20 protein-coding genes and 2 riboswitches are annotated in these 22682 nt (G+C 46.5%); of the genes, 8 read left to right on the forward strand and 12 right to left on the reverse strand.

The genetic code is table 11. The annotated features are described in order from the left end of the window. Positions 1–96 precede the first annotated feature (96 nt). Positions 97–1368, reverse strand: coding sequence for a response regulator (locus QUB14_RS02635; protein WP_333215043.1), 1272 nt, complete (start codon positions 1366–1368; stop codon positions 97–99). A 466-nt stretch (positions 1369–1834) separates the two neighbouring features. On the opposite strand from QUB14_RS02635, the gene QUB14_RS02640 reads away from it, so the two are divergent. From QUB14_RS02640 to QUB14_RS02650, 3 genes are all read left to right on the forward strand, one after another. Then, positions 1835–4543, forward strand: a complete 2709-nt coding sequence (locus QUB14_RS02640; protein WP_333215093.1) for an endonuclease MutS2 — start codon at positions 1835–1837, stop codon at positions 4541–4543. A 251-nt stretch (positions 4544–4794) separates the two neighbouring features. Continuing rightward, positions 4795–5400, forward strand: a complete 606-nt coding sequence (locus QUB14_RS02645) for a DUF3038 domain-containing protein (protein ID WP_333215091.1) — start codon at positions 4795–4797, stop codon at positions 5398–5400. 6 nt (positions 5401–5406) lie between these two features. Continuing rightward, the gene (locus QUB14_RS02650) at positions 5407–5535 is read left to right on the forward strand and encodes a hypothetical protein (protein WP_333215041.1); all 129 of its coding nucleotides are present in this window, start codon (positions 5407–5409) and stop codon (positions 5533–5535) included. On the opposite strand, the gene QUB14_RS02655 is transcribed toward QUB14_RS02650, so the two are convergent. Next, positions 5532–5669, reverse strand: a complete 138-nt coding sequence (locus QUB14_RS02655) for a hypothetical protein (RefSeq protein ID WP_333215096.1) — start codon at positions 5667–5669, stop codon at positions 5532–5534. The two genes, QUB14_RS02650 and QUB14_RS02655, sit on opposite strands and share 4 nt — an antisense overlap. Between QUB14_RS02655 and QUB14_RS02660 the strand changes: the two genes are divergently transcribed. After that, positions 5617–7212, forward strand: coding sequence for a DUF4335 domain-containing protein (locus QUB14_RS02660; protein ID WP_333215039.1), 1596 nt, complete (start codon positions 5617–5619; stop codon positions 7210–7212). The genes QUB14_RS02655 and QUB14_RS02660 overlap by 53 nt on opposite strands. Before the next feature lie 188 nt (positions 7213–7400). Here the strand turns inward: QUB14_RS02660 and QUB14_RS02665 are convergent, their stop codons facing one another. From QUB14_RS02665 to QUB14_RS02680, 4 genes are all read right to left on the reverse strand, one after another. Further along, the gene (locus QUB14_RS02665; protein ID WP_333215094.1) at positions 7401–7598 is read right to left on the reverse strand and encodes a hypothetical protein; all 198 of its coding nucleotides are present in this window, start codon (positions 7596–7598) and stop codon (positions 7401–7403) included. After that, a complete protein-coding gene (locus QUB14_RS02670; protein ID WP_333297065.1) occupies positions 7516–7899 on the reverse strand; it encodes a VanZ family protein in 384 nt (127 codons plus the stop codon). The genes QUB14_RS02665 and QUB14_RS02670 overlap by 83 nt, the downstream gene beginning before the upstream one ends. 122 nt (positions 7900–8021) lie before the next feature. Then, positions 8022–9380, reverse strand: a complete 1359-nt coding sequence (locus tag QUB14_RS02675; protein ID WP_333215037.1) for a DUF3370 domain-containing protein — start codon at positions 9378–9380, stop codon at positions 8022–8024. Positions 9381–9517: 137 nt separating this feature from the next. Further along, the gene (locus QUB14_RS02680) at positions 9518–10441 is read right to left on the reverse strand and encodes a nucleoside hydrolase (RefSeq protein WP_333215035.1); all 924 of its coding nucleotides are present in this window, start codon (positions 10439–10441) and stop codon (positions 9518–9520) included. Positions 10442–10520: 79 nt separating this feature from the next. On the opposite strand from QUB14_RS02680, the gene QUB14_RS02685 reads away from it, so the two are divergent. Together QUB14_RS02685 and QUB14_RS02690 are read left to right on the forward strand one after the other, a co-directional pair. Beyond that, positions 10521–12464, forward strand: coding sequence for a S9 family peptidase (locus QUB14_RS02685; RefSeq protein WP_333215033.1), 1944 nt, complete (start codon positions 10521–10523; stop codon positions 12462–12464). Positions 12465–12700: 236 nt separating this feature from the next. Continuing rightward, complete coding sequence (locus QUB14_RS02690; protein WP_333123847.1) at positions 12701–12919, forward strand: hypothetical protein; 219 nt, start codon at positions 12701–12703, stop codon at positions 12917–12919. 212 nt (positions 12920–13131) lie between these two features. On the opposite strand, the gene QUB14_RS02695 is transcribed toward QUB14_RS02690, so the two are convergent. The 4 genes from QUB14_RS02695 to ntrB form a co-directional block, all read right to left on the reverse strand. After that, positions 13132–13917 carry a universal stress protein gene (locus QUB14_RS02695; RefSeq protein ID WP_333215031.1) on the reverse strand — a complete coding sequence of 262 codons (786 nt, stop codon included), beginning with the start codon at positions 13915–13917 and terminating at the stop codon, positions 13132–13134. Between the two features lie 46 nt (positions 13918–13963). Beyond that, positions 13964–14803, reverse strand: coding sequence for a nitrate ABC transporter ATP-binding protein (locus QUB14_RS02700; protein WP_333215029.1), 840 nt, complete (start codon positions 14801–14803; stop codon positions 13964–13966). Between the two features lie 192 nt (positions 14804–14995). Next, complete coding sequence (locus tag QUB14_RS02705) at positions 14996–16426, reverse strand: ABC transporter substrate-binding protein (protein ID WP_333215027.1); 1431 nt, start codon at positions 16424–16426, stop codon at positions 14996–14998. 117 nt (positions 16427–16543) lie between these two features. After that, positions 16544–17392: a nitrate ABC transporter permease gene (ntrB, locus tag QUB14_RS02710; RefSeq protein WP_333215025.1), complete on the reverse strand. Its 849-nt coding sequence runs from the start codon at positions 17390–17392 to the stop codon at positions 16544–16546. 100 nt (positions 17393–17492) lie between these two features. Next, positions 17493–17705, reverse strand: a riboswitch (cyclic di-AMP (ydaO/yuaA leader). Between the two features lie 173 nt (positions 17706–17878). Here ntrB and QUB14_RS02715 point away from each other — a divergent pair. Continuing rightward, positions 17879–19072, forward strand: coding sequence for a sensor histidine kinase (locus tag QUB14_RS02715; protein WP_333215023.1), 1194 nt, complete (start codon positions 17879–17881; stop codon positions 19070–19072). A gap of 121 nt (positions 19073–19193) precedes the next feature. Here QUB14_RS02715 and QUB14_RS02720 read toward each other — a convergent pair whose 3' ends face one another. Next, entirely contained in the window at positions 19194–19361 is a 168-nt protein-coding gene (locus QUB14_RS02720; RefSeq protein ID WP_333215021.1) for a hypothetical protein, read from the reverse strand. A gap of 99 nt (positions 19362–19460) precedes the next feature. Then, a riboswitch (cyclic di-AMP (ydaO/yuaA leader) is annotated at positions 19461–19673 on the reverse strand. 169 nt (positions 19674–19842) lie between these two features. On the opposite strand from QUB14_RS02720, the gene QUB14_RS02725 reads away from it, so the two are divergent. Beyond that, a complete protein-coding gene (locus QUB14_RS02725; protein WP_333215019.1) occupies positions 19843–21039 on the forward strand; it encodes a sensor histidine kinase in 1197 nt (398 codons plus the stop codon). A gap of 156 nt (positions 21040–21195) precedes the next feature. Here QUB14_RS02725 and QUB14_RS02730 read toward each other — a convergent pair whose 3' ends face one another. Continuing rightward, complete coding sequence (locus QUB14_RS02730; protein ID WP_333215017.1) at positions 21196–22533, reverse strand: ArsB/NhaD family transporter; 1338 nt, start codon at positions 22531–22533, stop codon at positions 21196–21198. Positions 22534–22682: the final 149 nt, after the last annotated feature.

Consider the following 22682-nt stretch of genomic DNA (forward strand, 5'->3'; position numbering starts at 1 on the left):
AAAGTGCAGTCATTGTAGGGGCGGACTCACCATAATCTCAGGCTAAAACCAACAATCTCAAAAACCAGCCCCTACAATGAATGTAAATACTATTAATTAGCTGTGACGCAGGGGAATTTCTATGTAAATTTTAGTACCTTTACCGGGTTCCGAAAAACACTTTAACTCTCCTTTGTGCTGCTCTACAATTATCTGATAGCTGAGAGCAAGTCCCGAGTAGATGGGTGGTTCCGCAGGGGGGGCCACCAAAAATGGCTCAGAAAGTTGCGCTGTGATATCTTTGCTAATTGCCATGTCGTTATCAGCAATCTCAATAGAAATTCGCTCAGCATCGACCACCTGAGTGGTAATCAAAATCACAGGCTTAAATTTGATTGATTCCAACTCTGCCAACTCTTGAGCAGACTCTTCCAAAACATCGATCGCGTGATTGATGATATTCAGAAAAGCTTGATTGAGCAGACCTGCATAACACTCAATTTGTGGCAAATTGCCGAATTCTTTCATCACCTTGATGTCTCGCCTTCCCTCGCGAGCCGGCAAGCGGTGCTGCAACAACAACAGAGTATTTTCTAAACCGTCGGAAACATCGAATAACTGCCAGCCCGATCGATCGCTGCGGGAAAAATCCTGTAGGGACAAAATTATTTGGCGGATGCGATCGCTCCCGGTACGCATGGAACTCACAATTTTTAATAAATCGTCGAGTACGAATTCGACATCCATATCTTGTTGTTTTTGCTGAATTTCAGCTCCGGGAACTACTAGCTCTTGTTGATACAATCGCAGCAGTTCAATTAAATCGGTAGCGTAACTTTGGACGTGAGTTAGATTGCTGTAAATAAAAGTAATTGGGTTGTTAATTTCGTGGGCGATACCTGATACCAATTCGCCCAAACTAGACATTTTTTCAGTTTGCAGCATTCGCTCGCGCGACAGTTGCAATTCTTGCTGGGTGAGAGCCAACTGCGCCCTCAACTCGCGCGATCGCTTAGAAGCGCGCACCCGCGCCAATAATTCCTGCTTAACTATCGGTTTAAACAGAAAATCGTCAAATGGCGCATCCAATTCTTGAACTTCATCAAATTGCTCGGGTGTTGTCAGCAGAATAAAATAGGCTGCCGCCAATTCTCGTGAAGCGAAGCTATCCCGTAGGGAATCGGCCTTCAGCAGCCGGCACACCTCCAAAAAGTTGATTTGAGGCGAAGTCCCGTCGCAAATTATCGCATCGGGGGACACTTCCCTCGCCAAGTCTAAACCCTCTTTGTCGTCGGAAACGACTCTTACCTGATGTCCCTCTTGGCCGAGTAACTCTTGCACCACTTGAAAAGTCACAGTATCCGCGACGATCGCCAGAATCTTTGCCATACTTCTATAATCTCCACAAATTACTTTTTAGGATACAACCGCCAGAATTGCGCTGACAGATTTAAAATTCCAAAATAGTTCAATTACATCAAAAAACAACCGATGCCCGCTCCCTCAAAACCGAAAATAGCTCATACCATTTTAGATTTTATATTTTAGAGTAAAAAATTGGGAATGACTTACTGTATAATAATAGTTGGGAGCTTGCCTACAGTTGCATATTTTTTGGGGACTGGCATCACTAGAAGGTATAATTTTAGACGGGCAATGCAAAAATGCAAATTTTCTCCTTCGTAATTAATGGTACATCAGAGCTTTCTGCCGAAAGACTGCTGAGGGCGATCGCAGATACTTTCTCAAGTTGCGCCAGGAAACAATAAAAAACTTTAAAATCAATTAATAGTATCGTCAAATTCACCTTCTCGGTCAGCGCCTGAGAATGCCAATTACCAACACCACCTCAACTTTGATTCAAGCCGAAACACTAGAACTATTAGAATGGCCGCGCCTGTGTCAGCACTTGGCTACCTTCGCGGCCACCAAACTCGGCGTCGCCGCCGCCCTCGACCTCGAAATCCCGGCAACTCAAGCTCAAACAGCAGAACTGCTAGCCCAAACTCAGGAAGCTTATCAGTTAGAGAGCCGCGCTGGCGGTGCTTTGAGTTTTGAAGGAATCCAAGACATCGGCACTTCGCTGCAGCGAGCCGAACTGCAAGGTTTGCTCAGCGGCGAAGAATTGCTGGCAATTGCTACCACCCTCGCCGGAGCAAGGCAATTGCGCCGGATAATTGACTCTCAGGCAGATGTGCCGACGCTTAAAGAACTGGTAGCTCAATTGCGGACTTATCCCGAACTAGAGCAAGAAATCCACCGCTGTATAGACGATCGCGCTCAAGTAGCAGACAGAGCAACTCCTAAGTTAGCAGGAATTAGAGTTCAAATGCGACAGTTGCGCGATCGCATTTATCAAATATTGCAGGGGATTTTGCAGCGCCAATCCAACGCCGTACAAGAACAGCTAATTACCCAAAGAAGCGGACGCTTTGTCATTCCCGTCAAAGCTCCCCAAAAAGATGCCATACCGGGCATCGTTCACGACTCCTCGGCCAGCGGCGCGACACTGTACGTAGAACCCCACAGCACAGTCAATCTTAACAACCAAATGCGGCAGTTTCTCAGGCAAGAACAAGCTGAAGAAGAAGCAGTCCGCCGCGCGCTCACGGAGCAAGTCGCAGCAGTAAAACCAGATTTAGACCGATTGGTGGTGGTAGTTACAACTTTAGATTTAGCAGCAGCTAAAGCGCGTTATAGTTTTTGGTTGCAAGCAAATCCGCCGAAATTTATCGAATTGGGAGAGCCAGAATTAGCACCAAAAAATCCCGAAAAAGAAGATGAGGAAAAAGAAGAAAAAGAAGATGAGGAAAAAGAAGAAAACAGTCAATTATTAATTCGCAACCTGCGATCGCAAATTACCCTGCGCCAGTTGCGCCATCCTTTATTAGTTTGGCAGCAACAGCACGAGCAAGGCTTTCCAGTCGTGCCGGTCGATTTAACGATCGGGCCGCACATCCGCGTCGTCGCCATCACCGGCCCCAACACTGGCGGCAAAACTGTCACCCTCAAAACCTTGGGATTGGCAGCTTTAATGGCGAAAGCAGGAATGTTTGTTGCCGCCCGCGAACCTGTAGAATTGCCTTGGTTCGACAATATTTTGGCCGATATTGGTGACGAACAATCTTTGCAGCAAAGTTTGTCTACTTTCTCCGGCCATATCCGCCGCATCAGCCGCATTTTAGAAGTTTTAGGCAATAAATCGCTTGGGGAAGAGGAAGGGGAAGAAAATTCAAACCTCACAATTACTAATTCCCAACAGCAAGACGAAGAAGTCACAGATACACAGAACACTGTTTCTGCTCTCCCAATTCTCAAACCTAAATTACAAATTCCCAAACCCCAAATCCCAAATACTAATTCCCAATTACCAATTCCCAAATCTTTAGTTTTGTTAGACGAAGTAGGAGCTGGTACAGACCCCTCAGAAGGCAGTGCATTGGCGATCGCCCTGTTGCAATATCTCGCCCAACATTCCCTATTAACAGTTGCAACTACCCACTTTGGCGAACTCAAAGCCCTCAAATATCAAGACTCCCGCTTTGAAAATGCCTCAGTAGAATTTGACGACAATTCGATGCAGCCAACCTATCGCTTGCTGTGGGGAATACCCGGACGTTCCAACGCTCTCACCATTGCCCAAAGACTCGGTTTGCTAGCATCCATAGTCGAAGAAGCTCAAACCTATGTCGGGGGAGCATCTCAAGATGTCAATCAAGTGATTGCTGGACTCGAAGCACAGCGCCGGAAACAGGAAACCAAGGCCAGAGAAGCAACTCAACTGCTACACCAAACAGAAAAACTGCACAGAGAAGTTTCTCAAAAAGCAGCGGCTTTGCAAGAGCGGGAGCGAGAACTAAAAATAGCTCAGGAAGTTGCAGTAAATGAGGCGATAGGGTCGGCAAAATCAGAAATTGCTCAAATCATTCGTCGCTTGCAGTCGGGCAACCAGACGGCTCAAAATGCCCAACAAGCGACAGAAACCTTAAATCAAATTTCTGAAAAACACCTGCCTTCTCGCCAACAACCGGCTAAACCCAAACCGAGTTTTATGCCGAAAGTGGGCGATCGCATCCGCATTCCCAGCTTGGGCCAAACCGCCGAAGTCCTCAGCGGCCCCGACGCTAACGAAGAGTTGAGCGTTCGGTTTGGGATTATGAAAATGACTGTGAAACTGGGAGAAATTGAATCCCTCGACGGTCAAAAACCGGAAACAAAAGCTCAATTAGCCAAGGCGGCCGCCCAAGCACAAGCACTCGCTACCGCTAAAGCTAAGCAAGCAGCGTCGGAACCTGCAAAACCCAATCCCGAAATCGCCATTCGCACTGCTAATAATTCGATCGACCTACGGGGTGCGAGAGTCTCAGACGCAGAAATCGAAATAGACAGAGCTCTTTCCAAGGCCGTGGAATATGGAGTGCTGTGGATAATTCACGGCAAAGGTACGGGACAGTTGCGGCGCGGCGTTCACGAGTTCCTCGCGACTCATCCGCAGGTTTCCCGCTTTGAGCTCGCCAGTCAAAAAGAAGGAGGTGCAGGTGTGACGGTGGTTTATTTACATTGATTTGTGGCAGCCGGTGGCGTAGCATGGTGAGAAGTAAAAATTTATGGGTTTTGCGGATTGCGATCGATCGAACTTGAAGCCGCAACTTTTAACCCGCAACTCCGTCCAGCAGTTAGGATTGCCGGAATCAAAGCAACGAGCTATGGAGACAAATTAACAGATATGCTGTTGCCCACAGGCCGCAAAGCTTGAATCACGGCATACTGTTTGATATCCAGCCTCAATCTGTCTTAATTTCCCGTGCTGAAGCCATGCGCTCGACCGTAAAGCCCTCCGCTCCCACAAACGAAACGGGCCCATCTCCCAACTGGGAAGAATTGACCCAAAAAGCACCAGAACCTACCCAGTTGGACAACATTAAAGCCCAACTGGATTTAGTGCTGTTAGCCCTAGAAGCACTGGCAGAAATTGGCTCAGAGGCGATGCTCAAGGTAGCAGCCGAACTGAATTTAGAGCCAATGGTAGCCGATCGGGTAGCTTTGTGGCGGCTGCGCCAATCTAACCCGCTGCGGAAAGGCCACGGAGGGCGCAAAAAACTCGATGTGGAGGAAGCTCGATCGCTCGTTTTGATAAGCTGTCATTTGGCAAAACAGCACCAAGCTTTAATCCGCCGCGCTGTTGCTTTGCTCGAACAAATGGCAGAGCAAAACCGCGAACCTCACACAATCGCTTTGCTGGGAGATTATATTGACAGGTTCAGCAACACTTATGGCTCGCGCATGGAAGATGCAGAAAATTTATCGGCCCGAGAGTTGACTGATTTGGCCCTCAAACTCCTGATCGATTTGCTGTTTTACAGCAGTCCCGGCGGGCACCGCCGCCTCTGGCTGGCTCTTCTAGACCGCGCTAAAAATTAGAAATTTATGAAATTGCGCTCGGACGAGAATAACGAGAATGACAAACATCAGGAACAGGCTTTCCGGCCTGTTCCACCAGAAAATTTATTTATTGTGGAACAGGCCGGAAAGCCTGTTGCTAAAAAAGCTTGTTAAGAATGCTGGAAAATATTAGATAAAACATAGTTATTTCCTCTTCCCTCTTCCTTCTTCCTTCTTCCTTCTTCCTTCTTCGCTATGGTTCTCAAACGGTACACGCCCCCCACTTGCACGCTGGAAATTACAGCCAAAAGTTCGCCTCTATCTCGCTGGGCGGGCCAACCGGTGTTTAAATCTTTAAGTTTCGAGCTGCGACTCGACGACCCCAGGCTGCCAGATACCGAACACGTTACCCTCAGGGGCGATCGAATTCAACTCGAAACCCTCCACGAAGCTGTTAGCACCTACGTCCAAAACTTGCTCGGCGCATCCCGCGATTGGGAAAGCAACCTTAACTCTCAAACCGCTCGTACCGCTGCAGGGCCAGACTCGCCACAAGCCGCGCCTAACGCCGTCCTATTCGATCGAGCCGTCAACACCTCCGAACTAGCAACTTCCGCCCCGAACACCTCCTACCTCCCGGTTCCCCCCCGCTTAGAACCCCGCGGTTTGCTCGCCCACAACTTGTTTTTAGGCTCCTTGAGCGCCGCAGAATCCGGGCCGGTAGTAAAATTGAGCACCCTGCAACTGTTTGACTTGGCCACAGCACTAGATGACTGCGCCGCCGAAGTGATGGCGCTTCCCAACCTCAACCGCGAGCCCCGACGGCCGCTGTCCTCACCCTGGCTTAAGGTGGCAGCAATGATGGTCGCCAGCGCGGGTCTGACGACAGGAATTATCAAAATGCTCGATCGGGCCGCCACCTCCCCGCCAACCGCCACAGCCCCCGCTCCCGCCCCCGCCAATCCACAACTCGCCCCCGCTCCCGGAAACCCCCAGCTAGCTGCCGGCGTCTCCCCCAGTCCAGTTCCCGCCCTACCGACACCTCCAGCACCAACACCCTCAGCCACACCCGGTTTACCGCCCCTGCCGCCCCCGCCCATCAACACCGCCGCCTCGCCCAGCCCCAGCTTACCTCCCATCGCCCTCGCCCCAAATCCCCCCAGCAACAGACCCAGCCCCATCCAGCAGCCACCCCTGCTATTTCCCGCCAACGGCAGCGCAGCCAGCGCCCCACAGAGCGCCCCAGCTTTCCCTCAAGGGCAAACAATCACAATTCCCGCCCCCGAAGAACCGCCCATTTCTGCCCGCCAAGCACCCGCACCAGTACCCTACGTGCTGCCCCCCCTACCGCCGAGACTAGCTCCCGCCGTACCGCCCCCCCTGCCGCCCTCCCTGTCTGCTTCCCGATTTCCCGTTCCCCCGCCGCAGCCCTCGCCCCGCCCCATCGAGCCGATTGTCCCCCCCGCCAGTACCGAACTCCCACCTCTTGAGGATGCTCAACCCCCAGCCGATCCCGAGGACAACAACCAGGCCGCGGCGAGTCAAAAAAACCGCACTTTATTTGATACAATTCCTCAAGTTTCAGAAGCTAGAACTTACTTTGAGGAACGCTGGAAGCCTCCAGAAGGAATGGAACAAACTTTGGAATACAGCGTGCTGATCGATGAAAATGGGTCAGTTCAAACTATTGTGCCGATGGGAAAAGCAGCAGCAGATTATATCGAGCAAATTAATATGCCATTAGTCGGCGAGCCGTTTGTTTCTGCCGTTTCTAATGGCAAAAACCCGAAAATTCGAGTTGTTTTGCGACCGAACGGTCGAGTACAAACCTTTTTGGAAGAGAGTGATTAAACGCTCTCAAACACATTGTCGAGATGGGAAATCCCGGTTAATTGCTAATCTTAAACAAGTTCAAAAAAAAATCAAATTTTAACTGCGGTCGCAGCAGCCAGCGTATTGACAGTTGCTCCAGTTTGTGCTGCAAATATCTCTTTACCAGTGCGGGCAGAGTCACCATTGACAAAAGTTGCTGACACTTGTCAACCGGTTCGCATTGTGAACCCTACAAACTTCCTTCTTCCTTCTTCCTTCTTCCTTCTTCCTTCTTCCTTCTTCCTTCTTCCTTCTTCCTTCTTCCTTCTTCCTTCTATATCATCAATGCCCTTTTTTTCTATCCCAAACTTCTCCAATCCAATAAAAAACTGCAATCCCGCCAAAACTAAATAAAAAATCTTCAATACTAGCGCTACGATTTGGTAAAATTGCTTGCAGCATTTCTTCCGCAGCAGTGAACAGAGTAAAAATTGCGGGTCCGAAAGGAATTGAATAATTAAACAAATTGATATTTTTTTTTCCAGTTGCTCTATGGCACAGAAAAGATGCTATTCCGTACAAAATAAAGTGGCCGAGTTTGTCATAAGGCGGATGAGCGAGAGGAAAGTTGACTAAGTTCCCCGTATCGGCTAAAAGCATGATACTGAGAAGAATTAAAACGTACACAAAACAAGCAATAATCCAGATTTTTTTAGATAAGTTCATCTTTTTTTGGCCGAGAGCAAGTAGGGACAAATCAATTCCGCGCAGCGCAAAAATAAAAACACATCTGGTTAATTACGCATTGTCTTTGTAGGCGTCTGCCTACCCGTAGCAGCCGCTAAAATTTAATTTGTTTTCACTGTCAAAACTTGCGGAGGCGACGCATCGGGCGGATAAATAAAATCCACTTCTACAAGTCGCTTTTCTCCTGATTTCATCTCTAATTTTACCAAAGGTTCCCCCTGCTGTCCGCGCCGCTGCACTAAATGCACGTACCGAGTTTGAGGCACTTTATTGTCATCAGTATAGCGCACTCTGACCGTTCCCCTAAAAAAAGTTTGAGGTGCCGGAGGTTCTAAAAAACTAAGTCCTCCTGAAGTTAATTTGTCTGTCTTAATTGGAGTTTGAATCGCGACAGTTACAGTTTGATTTTTGCTGGTAGAATTGTACAGTGGCAAGCTGAGACTGTATTGAATTCCGTAATTGCCGTGGGCGCGGTATGCTGTATCTGGGTAGCGAACTAACATTCTCGCACTTTGCACTTGATTTGTGCCCAGCATTCCGCGCGGGAGGCTGCTTAATGGATAGGAAAATGCTGTTCCGGGTTGGGGAATTGCTAGGTTTGATGTGGCTTGGTTGTCTGAGAGAAGTGCTCGCCATTCTGAACCTAATGCTACACCGGCAACTCTGCCGTAAATTATTTGACCTTCGGTGATTTCTGGCGGTGTGGGAGTTCGATCGCGCGGCCCGGCTATATTACCATTGTCTAATAAGTTTTGCCATTCTGCTAAATTGGGCGATCGCTCGTTTCCCTGTCCGTTTCCCTCTGGGTCAACTCGGGCAAACATCGCCAGACTGGCAACATAGACTATACCATCGCTCCGCAACCGCATCAAGGTCGATCGACCGTTTAGCGGCGGTACCAATCCCCGCACCGGTATCGGATGATTCATCAACAATTGGCTTTTTCCCGGTGGAATAATTAACTCAGGCCCAAAGTCTGACTGTCTCCTTCCTCTGAGAATATCATTCACAGCGCGGCTTCCCGGCCCCGCGTAAATATTGCTGTTTGAATTATCGACTTGCGGCGGCAATTCAATAAAAGGTGCATCGGGTTGACTGAGATAACTCGCAGCTTGCAATATATCTAATTTTACTGGTTTATTGCCCGGATTGTAAACAATTATTCCTTGATACAAGCTTCGCAAATCTTCCGGCGAAGGTGCGCGGGCTATGTGGTGGGCAAATATGTCGAAACGTCCTTGAAATGGAAAGTTTAAATGTGCCGCCGGAAATCTTTTACCATCGGGGGGAAATGTCGAAAGCAAAATTCCTTCTTGCAGCACTACTTCTGGACTGTTGCTGTTAAATACTGGTATGTTGTCTAACTCTCCGGGGAGAGGGCGCACTTCTTGGATTTGGAGGATTTCTTGAGGTGCGGGAGGGGTTTGGGCTAAGGGGATAATTGATAGAATTGGCAGCATTTTTGAGAGGAGTTTTTTTTACCGCAGAGGGCGCAGAGGGCGCAGAGGAAGAGAGGGAAGAGAAGCGCCCGTAAATATTCGCGTCAGGGCGAGTTTTGTACTGAGAATTTGCTCACTTCTAGCCGATATTGTGTTTTTTACCTCGCCCACTGTTCTAATATGTAGTTGTAAAATTTGGCTGTGTCTACTTTATCCATTGCTTGAATTTTTCGCCCTCCCGTTTTAACTTTTGTGCGTCCTTGGCTGATGCCTTGGGCAATAACTTCTGTTTCCCATTCTCGCAGTTGGTAAAATTCGGGATGCGCTAAATAAGCGGTTGCCAAAATGTCCCAAAAATAGTAATCTTGAGATATTGCGAGGGCATAACACTGTCCTGCTAAGTCGGAAATAGGATATTTGCGCTGTTTTGCTAAGAGATTGGAAAATTCTACAGTCAGCGGTACATTATTAGTGATATCTAAAGGACACATGACAACGGGAATTTGGGTTTGCCAAATTCTATCGATTGCTATCGGGTCCCAGTAAGCATTCCATTCCGCCGACATATCTTGTCCGGGTTCCATATCTTTGCTAACATTGCCGATAACATTGAGTGCTCCTCCCATCCAGACAATTTCTTGAATTTTGCTTTCAATTTCTGGCGCGATATCTAAAGCTTGCGCTACTGTTGTTAACGGCCCTGTTACCATTAATGTGACAGGTTCGGCTGCATCTTGCAAAACTCGTACCATAAAGTTTTGTCCGGGTTCTGATATTAACGGCGTGTCAATGGTTCCTTTTTCATTTAGAATGGGAAGTCGATCGACTGCAAAGGAATCTCGCCGAAATAACACCGGAAATGGATTGAGTCCCCGCACGGTACTCGCCGCCACCGGAACTTCTGAACGCCCCATCAAATCGAGGATTTTGCGCGTTGCACTCACCGCCGGTTGAATGTAGCAGTCCGCAGGAGTTACAATTACTCCCAGAGTTTCGACTTCCTCCATTGTCATCAGCAACACGACTGAGAGATAGTCGTCAACTGCACCGTCGTGATCCATTAGTACGAGTTTTTTGGACATTTTGCTTCCCCGGTGACTGAATTAGTGTAAAGTACAAATATTAATTTTTTTGTGCGAGAAACACAACTGCCTCAACTATATGAATACACTATCACCTTACGGGTCTTGGAAATCACCTATTTCTTCCGATTTAATTGTTTCAGGAACTGTCGGACTCGGACAAATTGCTATTGACGGCGATGATATTTACTGGGTTGAGGGAAGGCCTTCGGAAGCGGGAAGAAGTGTCCTCGTGCGGCGCACTCCTGACGGTACAATCAGCGACGTGACACCGCATCCTTTTAATGTTCGCACTCGGGTTAACGAATACGGCGGCGCTGCTTTTGCAGTTGCTGGCGGTGTTGTCTATTTTTCTCATTTTGCCGACCAACGTATTTATGTTCAAACATTAAATTCTCAACCCGAACCTCTGACTCCTGCTGCTAATTGTCGCTATGCAGATGCGATAGTTGACAAGCAAAGAAATCGCCTGATTTGCGTGCGCGAAGACCATGCAGGTGAGGGCGAACCTGTCAATACTATTGTTAGCATTAATTTAGATAACGGCGAAGATATTCAAATCTTAACTCAGGGCAATGATTTTTATGCTTCCCCTCGTTTAAGTCCAGACGGTTCTCAACTTTCCTGGATTTGTTGGAACCATCCAAATATGCCGTGGGATGGCACAGAATTGTGGGTGGCAGAAATTAATGCTGACGGTTCTTTAGGTGAAAAATACTTAGTTGCTGGCGGGGTTGAGGAGTCGATTTTTCAACCGGAATGGTCGCCCGATGGAGTTTTGTACTTTGTTTCTGACAAGTCTAACTGGTGGAATTTCTATAGAACCGTCAATCCCCGCTTGCCGAGGGAACAGCAAGAGGTCGAACCTCTGTGCGAAATGGCGGCTGAATTCGGACTTCCTCAGTGGGTTTTTGGAATGTCTACTTATGCCGTTGTCTCGGAAAGCAAAATTATTTGCACCTACACTCAGCAAGGCCTGTGGTATTTAGCGAGTCTCGATTTAACGACTAAGCATTTGACAACAATTGAGACGCCGTACACTGATATTTCGTCGGTGAAAGCGCAGGGAGAAATAGTTATTTTTCTGGCAAGTTCGCCGACTGAATCGACTGCTATTGTACAACTAAATTTAGAAACCAGTCAACTAGAAATATTGCGGGAATCCAGCGATTTAAGCATCGATTGCGGTTATCTTTCAGTACCGGAACCTATCGAGTTTCCCACGGAAAACAATTTGACTGCTTTCGGTTTCTTCTATCCCCCGAAAAATCAAGATTTTGCAGCACCTGCGGGTGAAAAACCGCCGCTTGTCGTCAAAAGTCACGGCGGCCCAACTGCTGCTACTTCTAGCAGCATGAATTTGAAAATTCAATATTGGACGAGTCGCGGTTTTGCCGTGCTCGATGTTAATTACGGCGGCAGCACTGGTTACGGCCGAGAATACAGAAAAAGACTGCAAGATAGTTGGGGAATTGTCGATGTTGACGACTGCGCTAACGGTGCTAAATATTTAGCTCAAAAGGGTTTAGTTGATGGCGAAAGAATGGCGATCGCCGGAGGCAGTGCAGGGGGGTACACCACTCTGTGCGCTCTTACTTTCCGCGATGTGTTTAAGGCCGGTGCGAGCTATTATGGAGTTAGCGATTTGGAAGCTTTGGCAACCGATACTCACAAATTTGAAGCGCGCTACCTGGATGGATTAATCGGGCCTTATCCTGAAAGAAAAGATTTGTATGTAGCTCGTTCGCCTATTCATTCCGCCGAACGTTTATCTTGTCCCGTTATCTTTTTTCAAGGATTAGAAGATAAAGTGGTTCCGCCCAATCAAGCGGAAATGATGGTAGAGATATTGAAAGCTAAAGGTTTGCCGGTTGCTTATGTTGCTTATGAAGGGGAACACCACGGTTTTCGCCGCGCTGAAAATATCAAAAGAACTCTTGACGGCGAATTCTATTTCTATTCGCGGGTGTTTAAGTTTGAGTTAGCTGAACCTGTGGAGGAAGTGGTGATTTTCAATCTTTAGAAAACCTTAAGTTTGCAGTTGCTCGGTCTTCCCTAAAACGCACCTGCAAGCTTTATCCTAATTCGCAAATTTTAAATGTGATTTACTTCACAAAATTGGCTGTTTACTATCACAAAATTGGCTGTTTATTGTCACACTTTTAAAGGCAATACAGCTCTAAATTTTTATAGTGCGATCGCCTTTTGTTACCGCAAAAACGCCCGATCGCGCAATCGTCAAATTCAGACTTAATCCCTATGCTAACTCCTATTCACCTGATTCCATCTGCTTTGGCCGAGCTGTTTGCCGAAGTGAATCATAATGGCTACATTACCCTAGCCGATAGGTACGGTTTGATGGCTGCTATTTTTGACGAAAATTTGACGGAGGAAGACAAACGCTCGATCGATCGACTCCTGCGCTCTGTGTGTCGAGGAAAGATCAAATTAGTTAACGAATTGTCTATGATCAGGTAAGTGAGGATAATTTTACTTAAGAGTAATTTTAAACATCTCAATAATTAAAAAAAGTCCCAATTCTCTGGTAGTTGGGACTTAGAGCGAGAAAACTATTGTTAATTTTTTATCGACATAGAACTTACGCAAAAAAAGGTTTAGCGCACTAATTTATAGCGGTAGGATTTGCACTGCGAACCTTACATATAGTTTTGCGTAAGTGCTGAACAAGTTTAATGTGCAGACATAACTGTAGCCAACTGTAACTTGCTCAAACTTTCTTCAGGCTGAACATCCATCTGATAGCTGAGTGCCGCAGGAATCCCGAGCACGCAGCAGGGAAAATTATTTCCTAGTTCCCTAACCAGCCGATGGTTGCCCGAATCGCAGCCCAAGAATAGTAAATTTGCTGATTCTAATTCAACCACGTTTCTCAGTTCTGTAGCAACCCGCCCGATGCGTAAATGAGCTTTGAATAAACCGCGCCATTCCTCAGCCAAACAGCGCGCTTGCCACAGCAACTTATCTGCTATCTCATACTCATTCTTTTGACCAAAAATTTCTTGAAAATAATGCGGATCGATCCAAGTTTTTTGCTGGGATACCGATTCGATTTCTGTTGGTAAAGCGATCGCAGGCGCGGCACAACTAAGGGCGAATGTTTCCTCTAAATCCGACACTTTCTGCTGTGCAGCCAAGGCATTTGCTACAGCAAATTTGCAAGTATCTTCGCGGTAACTTTTTGACGATTCGTCGATTACGTAGACGACTTGAACCGTGACTTCTTTAGTTGTTACTAAACGAGTTTGATGCGCCATCCACAGGGTCATATCCAGAGCTACTTGACTTTGGGGAGAACTGTTGTAACCGACAATAAAATTGATGGTTTTGGCCTGTTTTGAGGATTTTGATTTCTTAGAAACTGGTAATGTTGGCTCCGGCAGCAACACCATTTCTTCTGCTAAATTTTGGTATCCCAATGCACTTTCAAAACGCGCTAACATTGTTTTGAGATTCACAGGCTTAACCTCTCTTAAGTGAATTGTTATGTCGATCCGTCGGGTGTTATTCGTCTTGAGTAAAGTAGCGATCGAGAAAATTCAAAGCATAGTTGCGGATTTCGTAATACTCCTTCGATTCGCGCAACTCTTGGCGATCGCGCGGGCGCGCAAACGGCACTGACAAAATTTCACCTATCGTCGCAGCCGGGCCGTTTGTCATCAGTACAATGCGATCGGACATATAGATAGCTTCATCAACATCGTGAGTAATCATCATTGCAGCTTGTCTGTGATTTTCCCAGATATCCAGCACCTGTTTCTGCAACTTGCCGCGAGTTAGAGCATCCAGCGCTCCAAACGGTTCGTCCATTAATAACATTTTCGGTCGAATCGCCAAAGCTCGCGCAATCCCAACCCGCTGTTTCATGCCTCCGGAAATTTCGTCTGGATATTTATCGGCTGCTGCATTTAAGTTTACCATTGCTAGGTGTTCGTTGACAAGACTAATCTTCTCAGAACGGCTAAGAGTTTGCAAAACTTCATCAACTGCCAGCCGAATATTTTCCCGCACCGTCAGCCAAGGCAGCAATCCGTAGTGCTGAAATACCATCATGCGATCGGCTCCCGGTTTGCGAATTTCTTTTCCTTCCAGTGTCACCATTCCCGCGCTCTGTTTTTCCAAACCTGCCACTATTTTTAGCAGCGTTGATTTGCCGCAACCCGAGTGACCGATTACCGAAATATATTCGTTTTCTCCAATACTTAAATTGATATTTTCCAAAACGCTAAATTCGCTACCGTCAGCACTTTTATACGACTTGAACAAGTTGTTAATTTCCAGAAACTCATAGGAGGTGGAACCTTGGCTATTGGTGTTGATTGAAGCAGCAGTATATTGAGTCATCTGACGTTCCTGGTAATTGTTTATTGGTTATTGTATATCTCGCTTGTAGCTGAGTCTCGATCCCCCTAAATCCCCCTTAATAAGGGGGACTTTGAACGCTCCGGTTCCCCCCTTATTAAGGGGGGCTAGGGGGGATCGAGGAGCTACGGGGGAACGCGAGGAATGTAGAAGGAAGATAGCAGATATCAAACATTAAGACTGAAAAAAAGACTGAGGGCGGTTTGCTCGAATTTCAAAACTATTCAAATAACCCACCGGATCGCTAGGATCAAATGCCTTTTTATCAATGAAAAGTTCCGCAGGTTCGACTTGGTAATCCTCCTGGGGACAATCGATCCCCATTTCGGCAACAATCTTGCGGTAAAGGTCGGTTCTCCAAGCTTTTTTAGCTAATTCCTCAGCATTTTTTGGCACCTCCTTAATCTGTCCCCAGCGAGCGGCTTGAGTCATCAACCAAATACTCTGAGACTGCCACATAAATGTTGAATGATTTCCGGGTATTTGAGGCAAGTTCTTAGGAATGTCATAGAAAATAGTTGCATCTTCCGATTGTATGGTGCGGTCTTTTTCGTCAAACCCTCCATAGTTGTAGTCGCCAACTATTGCCGGTCGCGTAAATTTGTCGATCGCCCCTTTTTTAGGTTTCGCCCCCGTAAACGATCGCTCAGTCAGCAGCGCCGATATTTCACTGCGATTTTCCGGCTTGCTGCAATACTGACAAGCTTCCACCATTGCCTTAACCAGCGAGTAATAAGTCTTCGGATTTTCCTCAATGAATGATTGCATTACTCCCAAAAGGCGATCGGGATGTCCCAGCCAAACTTCCTTGCCTTGCACGAAGGTAAAACCCACGCCCAAATTGCCTTGAATTGCCCGCGTATTCCAAGGTTCGGCCACCATGTAAGCCTGCATCGCGCCAATCCTGATATTAGTTACCATCTGCGGCGGCGGCACAATAATTACCCGAAATTCTTTGAACGGATCGACACCTGCAGCCGCCGATATGTAGCGGACAAAGTATTCGTAAATCGCAGAACTCAGAACCACTGCCCAAACTCTTTTTTCCGACGGCTGACTGTCAAAAAAGGCTCGAAATTGTTTGCCAAATTCTTCCAAATTGCCGTTATATTCGTGCCACGGGCGCAAACCGGAATCCCACATAGCTTTGTTCATCGTCATGGCGTTGCCGTGGCGGTGAATTGTCATTGCCGCGCACAGGGGTGCGTGGCGCGCTCCTTCGGCGCCAATTCGGGCGTTTGTGACGGCGCCGGATACGACTGGGGAGGCGTCGAGGCGGCCGAAGATTACGCCGTCGCGGGAGGTTGCCCAGCTTGCTTCGCGGTTGAGTTGGACGTTTAAACCGTATTTGCGGAAAAAGCCTTTTTTCCAGGCGATCGCAAATGGTGCACAATCGTTAACCGGCACGTATCCTACGGTTAAATTGGGTTTTTCTAAGGTTCGGGAATCGACGATCGGCTTTACGGCTGAGGCTTCTTCAGTCAGTCCTTTTGCCGATCGATCCGCGCTAATTCCACAAGCAGATAAAGCCATTCCCGCCGCCACCGAGCCCATTCCTTGCAAAAACTCTCGGCGCTTCCATTCATTGGAAAACTTGTCACTCATATTTAATTTGACTAATGACTGTTAACTGTTGACTGTTGACTGTTGACTGTTAACTGTTGACTGTTGACTGTTGACAACAGACAACTGCTTGCCTAACAACTGCCAACTGACTAATGACTAATGATTAATGATCGGTCGATGCGTTACCAATTCCTGAACTTTGTCAACAGCAGCGTCGAGCAACAATCCAGTTATGCCAATTACCAACACCGCTAAAAATACCGAACTCAGATTCAAACGGCTCCACTCATCCCACACAAAAAAGCCAATTCCCACACCGCCTGTCAGCATTTCCACCGCCACAATCACCAGCCAAGCAATCCCCAAACTAATCCGCAAACCTGTAAAAATGTATGGCAAACTCGCCGGCCAAATTATCTTGGTAATCCGCCTCCAGCGCGGCATTTCCAACACTCGCGCCACATCGAGATAATCCTGGGAAACGCTAGAAACTCCCAAAGCTGTGTTGATAATTGTCGGCCACAAAGACGTGATGAATATGACAAAAATTGCCGACGGCTCTGCTAAATTAAAAATCGATAGAGCTATCGGCAGCCAAGCTAGCGGCGACACCGGTTTGAAGATTTGAATCAGCGGATTGAGCGCCATCATTGCCGGTTTCGACATCCCGATGAGAAATCCCACGGGAATCGCAACTGCTGCACCCAGAAAAAATCCCACCAACACCCGTCGCAAACTCGCTAGCAGCAGCCAGCCAATGCCTAAATCTCCAGGCCCGCGCTGGTAAAATGGATGCAATATGTAATCTAAATTAGCTATAAACGCCTGATACGGAGTGGGAATCAAATCGCTGTTGAAGCTGGCAACAATCCACCACAAGCCAAGAATTCCCAAAAAACCAGCCGCCGGCAACAAAACTGCATCTCGGATGACAACGGGTTTTACACGCTTCCACGTTGCAACTCCTGCAAGTGCGATCGCAGATAAATTAAGCTGTATGAACATTTCAATCTCCTTCAGAGTCAGGGCAGGTACAAGAATCTTGAACAATACCAACCTGAGACACTGACGAAGCCAAACAATCTTTTTCAGAACATTTGGCTTTTCAGTCTCTTCTCAATGCCTGCGAAGTTAGCTGACGGGCTAGGACTGAGAGATGTCCTTCTCCTTAGATTCCAAAATCAAAAATTACACTCGAATTTGGCAATTTTTAACTTTGCTTTTTAATTCTGTAGAGATTCGCCCCGAAAAGTGGTTCCTCCGCTCCAGCCACACGCTTGGTTCGATCGCGCATTGGTGGATTAGGCTTGACGTTTTAAGCCAATTTAACATAAGCTAGCACGACCATTTAATTTTGTCAATATGTCTTTAGGAGTAGCTATTGGCGATCGGGGAAGCCCAAAAAAAGTTGACAAACTCTTCAAAAAATTAATTATTAAACTAACCTAGAGAGATAAAATGCGATGGCTGACTTGATTTATATTAAGGGCCATGATTGATTTTAGCCAAGCGCTACAAGATAAAATTGACATAATTACCGACAACTGGATCGAAGCTGTTCGCGGCGAGGAACAAATCCAAACCGCCAAACAACTCACCTACGATTCCGTGCGCGACAGCCTTCCTATCGTACTGCATGCGATCGTAACTATGCTGTCCCAATCAGAAGACAGCGACCTTCGGACAGTCATACAAGAAAGTTTAGACCACGGGAATGTCAGGGCACAACAAGGCTACGATGCCCAAGAAATTGCGCGGGAATACCGCTTGCTGCGGAGGGTAATTTTCGATGCTTTAGAGCCAGAATTGCTAAAAGGCTCAGCGGCTGAAGTGAACCGAGCTTATCGCTTAATTGACACTGCCCTTGACGAAGCAATTGCTGACTGTTTCCAAACCTATACCCAGGCAAGATTCCAAGAACTACAGGAGTTGCAAAACCAATTGCAACTTACAAATCAAGAGCTGACTCGCTTACTTCGCACCAGTCAAGAGAATATATCTCACTTAGCTCACGAATTGAAAACCCCCCTTACCTCTATTATTGGCTACTCAGAATTGTTATTGCGCCAAAGAGACAATCCTAGAGTTAAAGATTCGGCTCCCAATTTGGCACATATTGATAAAGTCCTCAACAACGGCAGACTATTACTTAGATTAATTAACGATACTCTCGAAATCTCGCGGTACGACGCGGGACGCATAGAATTGCAGCTAACTGCGACAAATGTGCGATCGGCGATCGGCACTGTTGTCGAAATAATCGAGCCTTTGGCCCAAGCAAAAAATTTAGAGATCGCAGTTGACTGCGATCCAGTTCTCGATCAAGTTATGACAGATTACTTGCGCTTGCAGCAAATTATCAGCAACTTGGTGAGCAACGCCATTCGCTACACCCAAGCTGGTACTATTACCATAAAAACCGAATTATTGCCCGACCAACATTGGAGTATCTGCATCACCGATACAGGAATTGGCATTGCTTCAGAAGACTGCGATCGGATTTTTCAGCCATTTTTTCGGAGCAACAACTCCCTGGGTTCTGTGATGCCTGACAGTACCGGCTTAGGGCTAGCTATTGTCGCTCGATTAGTCAACCTCTTGCAAGGTAAAATCGAATTAGTTTCTGAAGTAGGAGTTGGCTCCTCCTTCACTGTAATTTTTCCCTTAAAATTGGATGGAGTTTAGATTACTGTTGACTGTTGACTGTTGACTGTTGACTGTTGACTGCCAACTAATGACTAATGACTTCTTCAAATCAGAAACCGAAGAGTTACATAAACAGCCGCACTTATTAATTGCAGCGCCATCAAAGGCAGCCCGTAACGCAGAAAAGTTTGAAAACAAATCCGGCGCCCGTGCAGTCAAAACCAGCCGTCGGCAACAAAACTGCATCTCGGATGACAACGGGTTTGACCCGCTTCCACGTTGCAATTCCTGCAAGTGCGATCGCAGATAAATTAAGCTGTATGAACATTTCAATCTCCTTCAGAGTCAGGGCAGGTACAAGAATCTTGAACAATACCAACCTGAGACACTGACGAAGCCAAACTATCTTTTTCAGAAATTTGACTTTTCAGTCTCTTCTCAATGCCTGCGAAGTTAGCTGACGGGCTAGGACTGAGAGATGTCCTTCTCCTTAGATTTCAAAATCAAAAACTACACTCAAATTTGGCACTTTTTAACTTTGCTTTTTAATTCTGTAGAGATTCGCCCCGAAAATTGGTTCCTCCGCTCCAGCCACACGCTTGGTTCGATCGCGCAGTGCTGGATTAGGCTTGACTTTTTAAGCCAATTTATATTCTATACCACGAGCATTTTATTTTGTCAATATATCTTTAGAAGTAGCTATTTTTGCTCGGCAAAGCCCAAAAGTTGACAAACAATTCAAAAAGTTAATTATTAAACTCACCTAGAGATATAAAATGCGATCGCCCACTTATTTCTCTACTTGAGCCATGAGAGACTTTAGCCTTGCGCTGCAAGATCGAATCGACATAATTATACAAAACTGGATCGAAGCTGTACGCTCCGACGACCAACTCGAAACCGCTAAAGAACTCACCTACAATGGCGTGCGCGACAGCGTTCCCATCGTACTGCAAGCGATCGTAACGATGCTTTCCCAATCCCAAGAGAGCGACATTCGCACACTCGTAGAAAAAAGTTTAGAACACGGAACTCTCAGGGCAAAACAAGGCTACGACGCCGAAGAAATTGCGCGGGAATACCGCTTGCTGCGCTGGGTAATTTTCGAGGCTTTAGAGCCAGAATTGTTCAAAGCCTCTGGCATAGAAGTCAGCAGAGCTTACCGCTTAATTGACACAGCGCTCGACGAAGTAATTGCTAAATGTTTCCAAACCTTTACCCAGGAAAGATTCCAAGAACTAAAGGATTTGCAAAACCAATTGCAACTTACAAATCAAGAACTGACTCGCTTAGTTCGCGCCAATCAAGAGAACTTATCTCACTTAGCTCACGAATTAAAAACTCCCCTCACCTCTATTATCGGCTACTCAGATTTGTTTTTGCGCCAGCAACAAAACTATTCCGAAATTAAAGGTTCTGTTCCCAATATAGGGCATATTGATAGAGTCCTCAACAGTGGCAGACTGTTGCTGAGATTGATCAACGATACTCTGGAAATTTCGCGGTACGGAGCCGGACAAATAAAGTTACAGCTAGCTCCAATCAGACTGCCAGATGTACTCGCCACGGTTGTTGAAATAATCGAGCCTTTAGCGAAAGCCAAAGGTTTAGAGATAGCTGTGGAGTGCCATCTCTCAGACGATCAAGTGGTGACAGATTGCTTGCGCTTGCAGCAAATTATCACAAACTTAACCAGCAACGCCATTCGCTACACCACAGCCGGTACTGTTACAATAAAAAGCGAACTTTTGCCAGATAAATATTGGACAGTAACGGTCTCAGATACAGGAATTGGTATTGCTCCTGAAGACTGCGATCGGATTTTTCAACCCTACTTTCGAGCCGACAACTCCCTGAGCTCTGGCATTCCTGACAGTACCGGCTTAGGGCTAGCAATTGTCGCTCGATTAGTCAATCTCTTGCAAGGTAAAATCGAATTAGTTTCTGAAGTAGGAGTTGGCTCCTCCTTCACTGTAATTTTTCCCTTAGAATTGGATGGAGTTTAGATTACTGTTGACTGTTGACTGTTGACTGTTGACTGTTGACTGTTGACTGTTGACTGCCAACTAATGACTAATGACCAATAACTAATGCCCAATGCCCAATGCCCAATGCCCAATGCCCAATGCCCAATGCCCAATGACTAATGACTAATGACTTCTTCAAATCAGAAACCGAAGAGTTACATAAATAGCCGCAGTTATTAATTGCACCGCCATCACAGGCAGCCCGTAACGCAGAAAAGTTTGAAAAGAAATCCGGCGCCCGTGCAGTTCAGAAATTCCCGCCGCCACTATATTAGAAGAAGCTCCTACCAAAGTGCCGTTTCCGCCTAAAGTTGCTCCGTACATCATCGCATAAAACAGCGGCAGCACAGCAGGTGGAAACTGCCCTGCAAAATCCGGAGCCAGCACCTCTGCAGGTGCGAGCCCGGTATTGACAACATACTGTTTTAGCAGTGGCACCATCGCCACTACCAACGGAATATTTGGCACCACGCTCGACATCAAACCCACAAAAAATAACAAAACTAAAGAACCCAGAAAAATATTCTTACCTAAAATCACTGCTAATATTCCAGATATACTGGCGATAACTCCGGTTTTTTCCAAACCGCCAATCAAGACAAAGATAGACATAAAAAATAGCAGCGTACTCCAATCTAAATCCCGCAAAATATTATTAACAGAATCAATTTTGGAATGGTGAGCTAAAAGCATTGCCAAAGCAGCCCCCAACAAAGCAACCGCTGCCGGTGAAATAGGCACGGGCAGAGACTCTCCTATTACAAAAAATGTCAGCACGAAAGCTATAATTACACCCCCCACTGCTAAGATTCGCGGGTGATTAATTGTTGGGCGCGGCAAATGTTCCAAATCGTCTAAGTTCTTGTGCCAAATATCGCGGAACAGCCAAGGCAACATAACTACTATCACTCCTACGGCAATTGCCCCGCCCAAACTTAACTTTACCAGGTAATCTGCAAAGCTCATGTTAATAGCATCGCCGACAATGAATGTCGCCGGATCGCCCACGATGGTCAGCAGTCCCGAACTGTTAGCTACAAATACCATTAAAATCAGTAATGGCACAAAATCTACACCCACTTCTTCTGCCATTGGCGGAATTAATGGTGCTAGCAGCATGACTGTCGTAGCATTGGGCAAAACTGCACAAATTGGCGTAGTAATTGCGACAATACCCAGCAAGAGATTTTTGCCTTTGCCTTTAGCCAAAAGCACAATTTGAGTTGCCAAGTATTCAAATACTTTGGTAGGCTCAAAGGCTCTTACCATTACCATGACTCCGAAAAATAAGCCCAGCGTGGCGTGACTACGACCGATATATTCGATCGCGTTGTTTAACGTCATTACGTGGGTAAAAACCAGAATCACTGCTCCCAGAAATGCCGCAACTGTGAGGTGTATCCATTCTGTAATTATTAAGAAAACTACACATATAAATGTTGTTGCAGCAATCACAGCTTGCACGTTTTCCATTTAGTCCCCTGAAAATAATAGAACTTAAAAATTAAAAAGTCTCGGTTCGAGTGACTATACTACTTTCTGGCTCTTCTGTCAATAAATTTAAGCGCTGATTTTGGCAGCAACAAGCTGGGAACGAGTCATCAAGAGCTCTCCAGCACAGG

Source organism: Microcoleus sp. B3-D2 (genome assembly GCF_036705345.1).
Taxonomy (GTDB): Bacteria; Cyanobacteriota; Cyanobacteriia; order Cyanobacteriales; family Microcoleaceae; genus Microcoleus.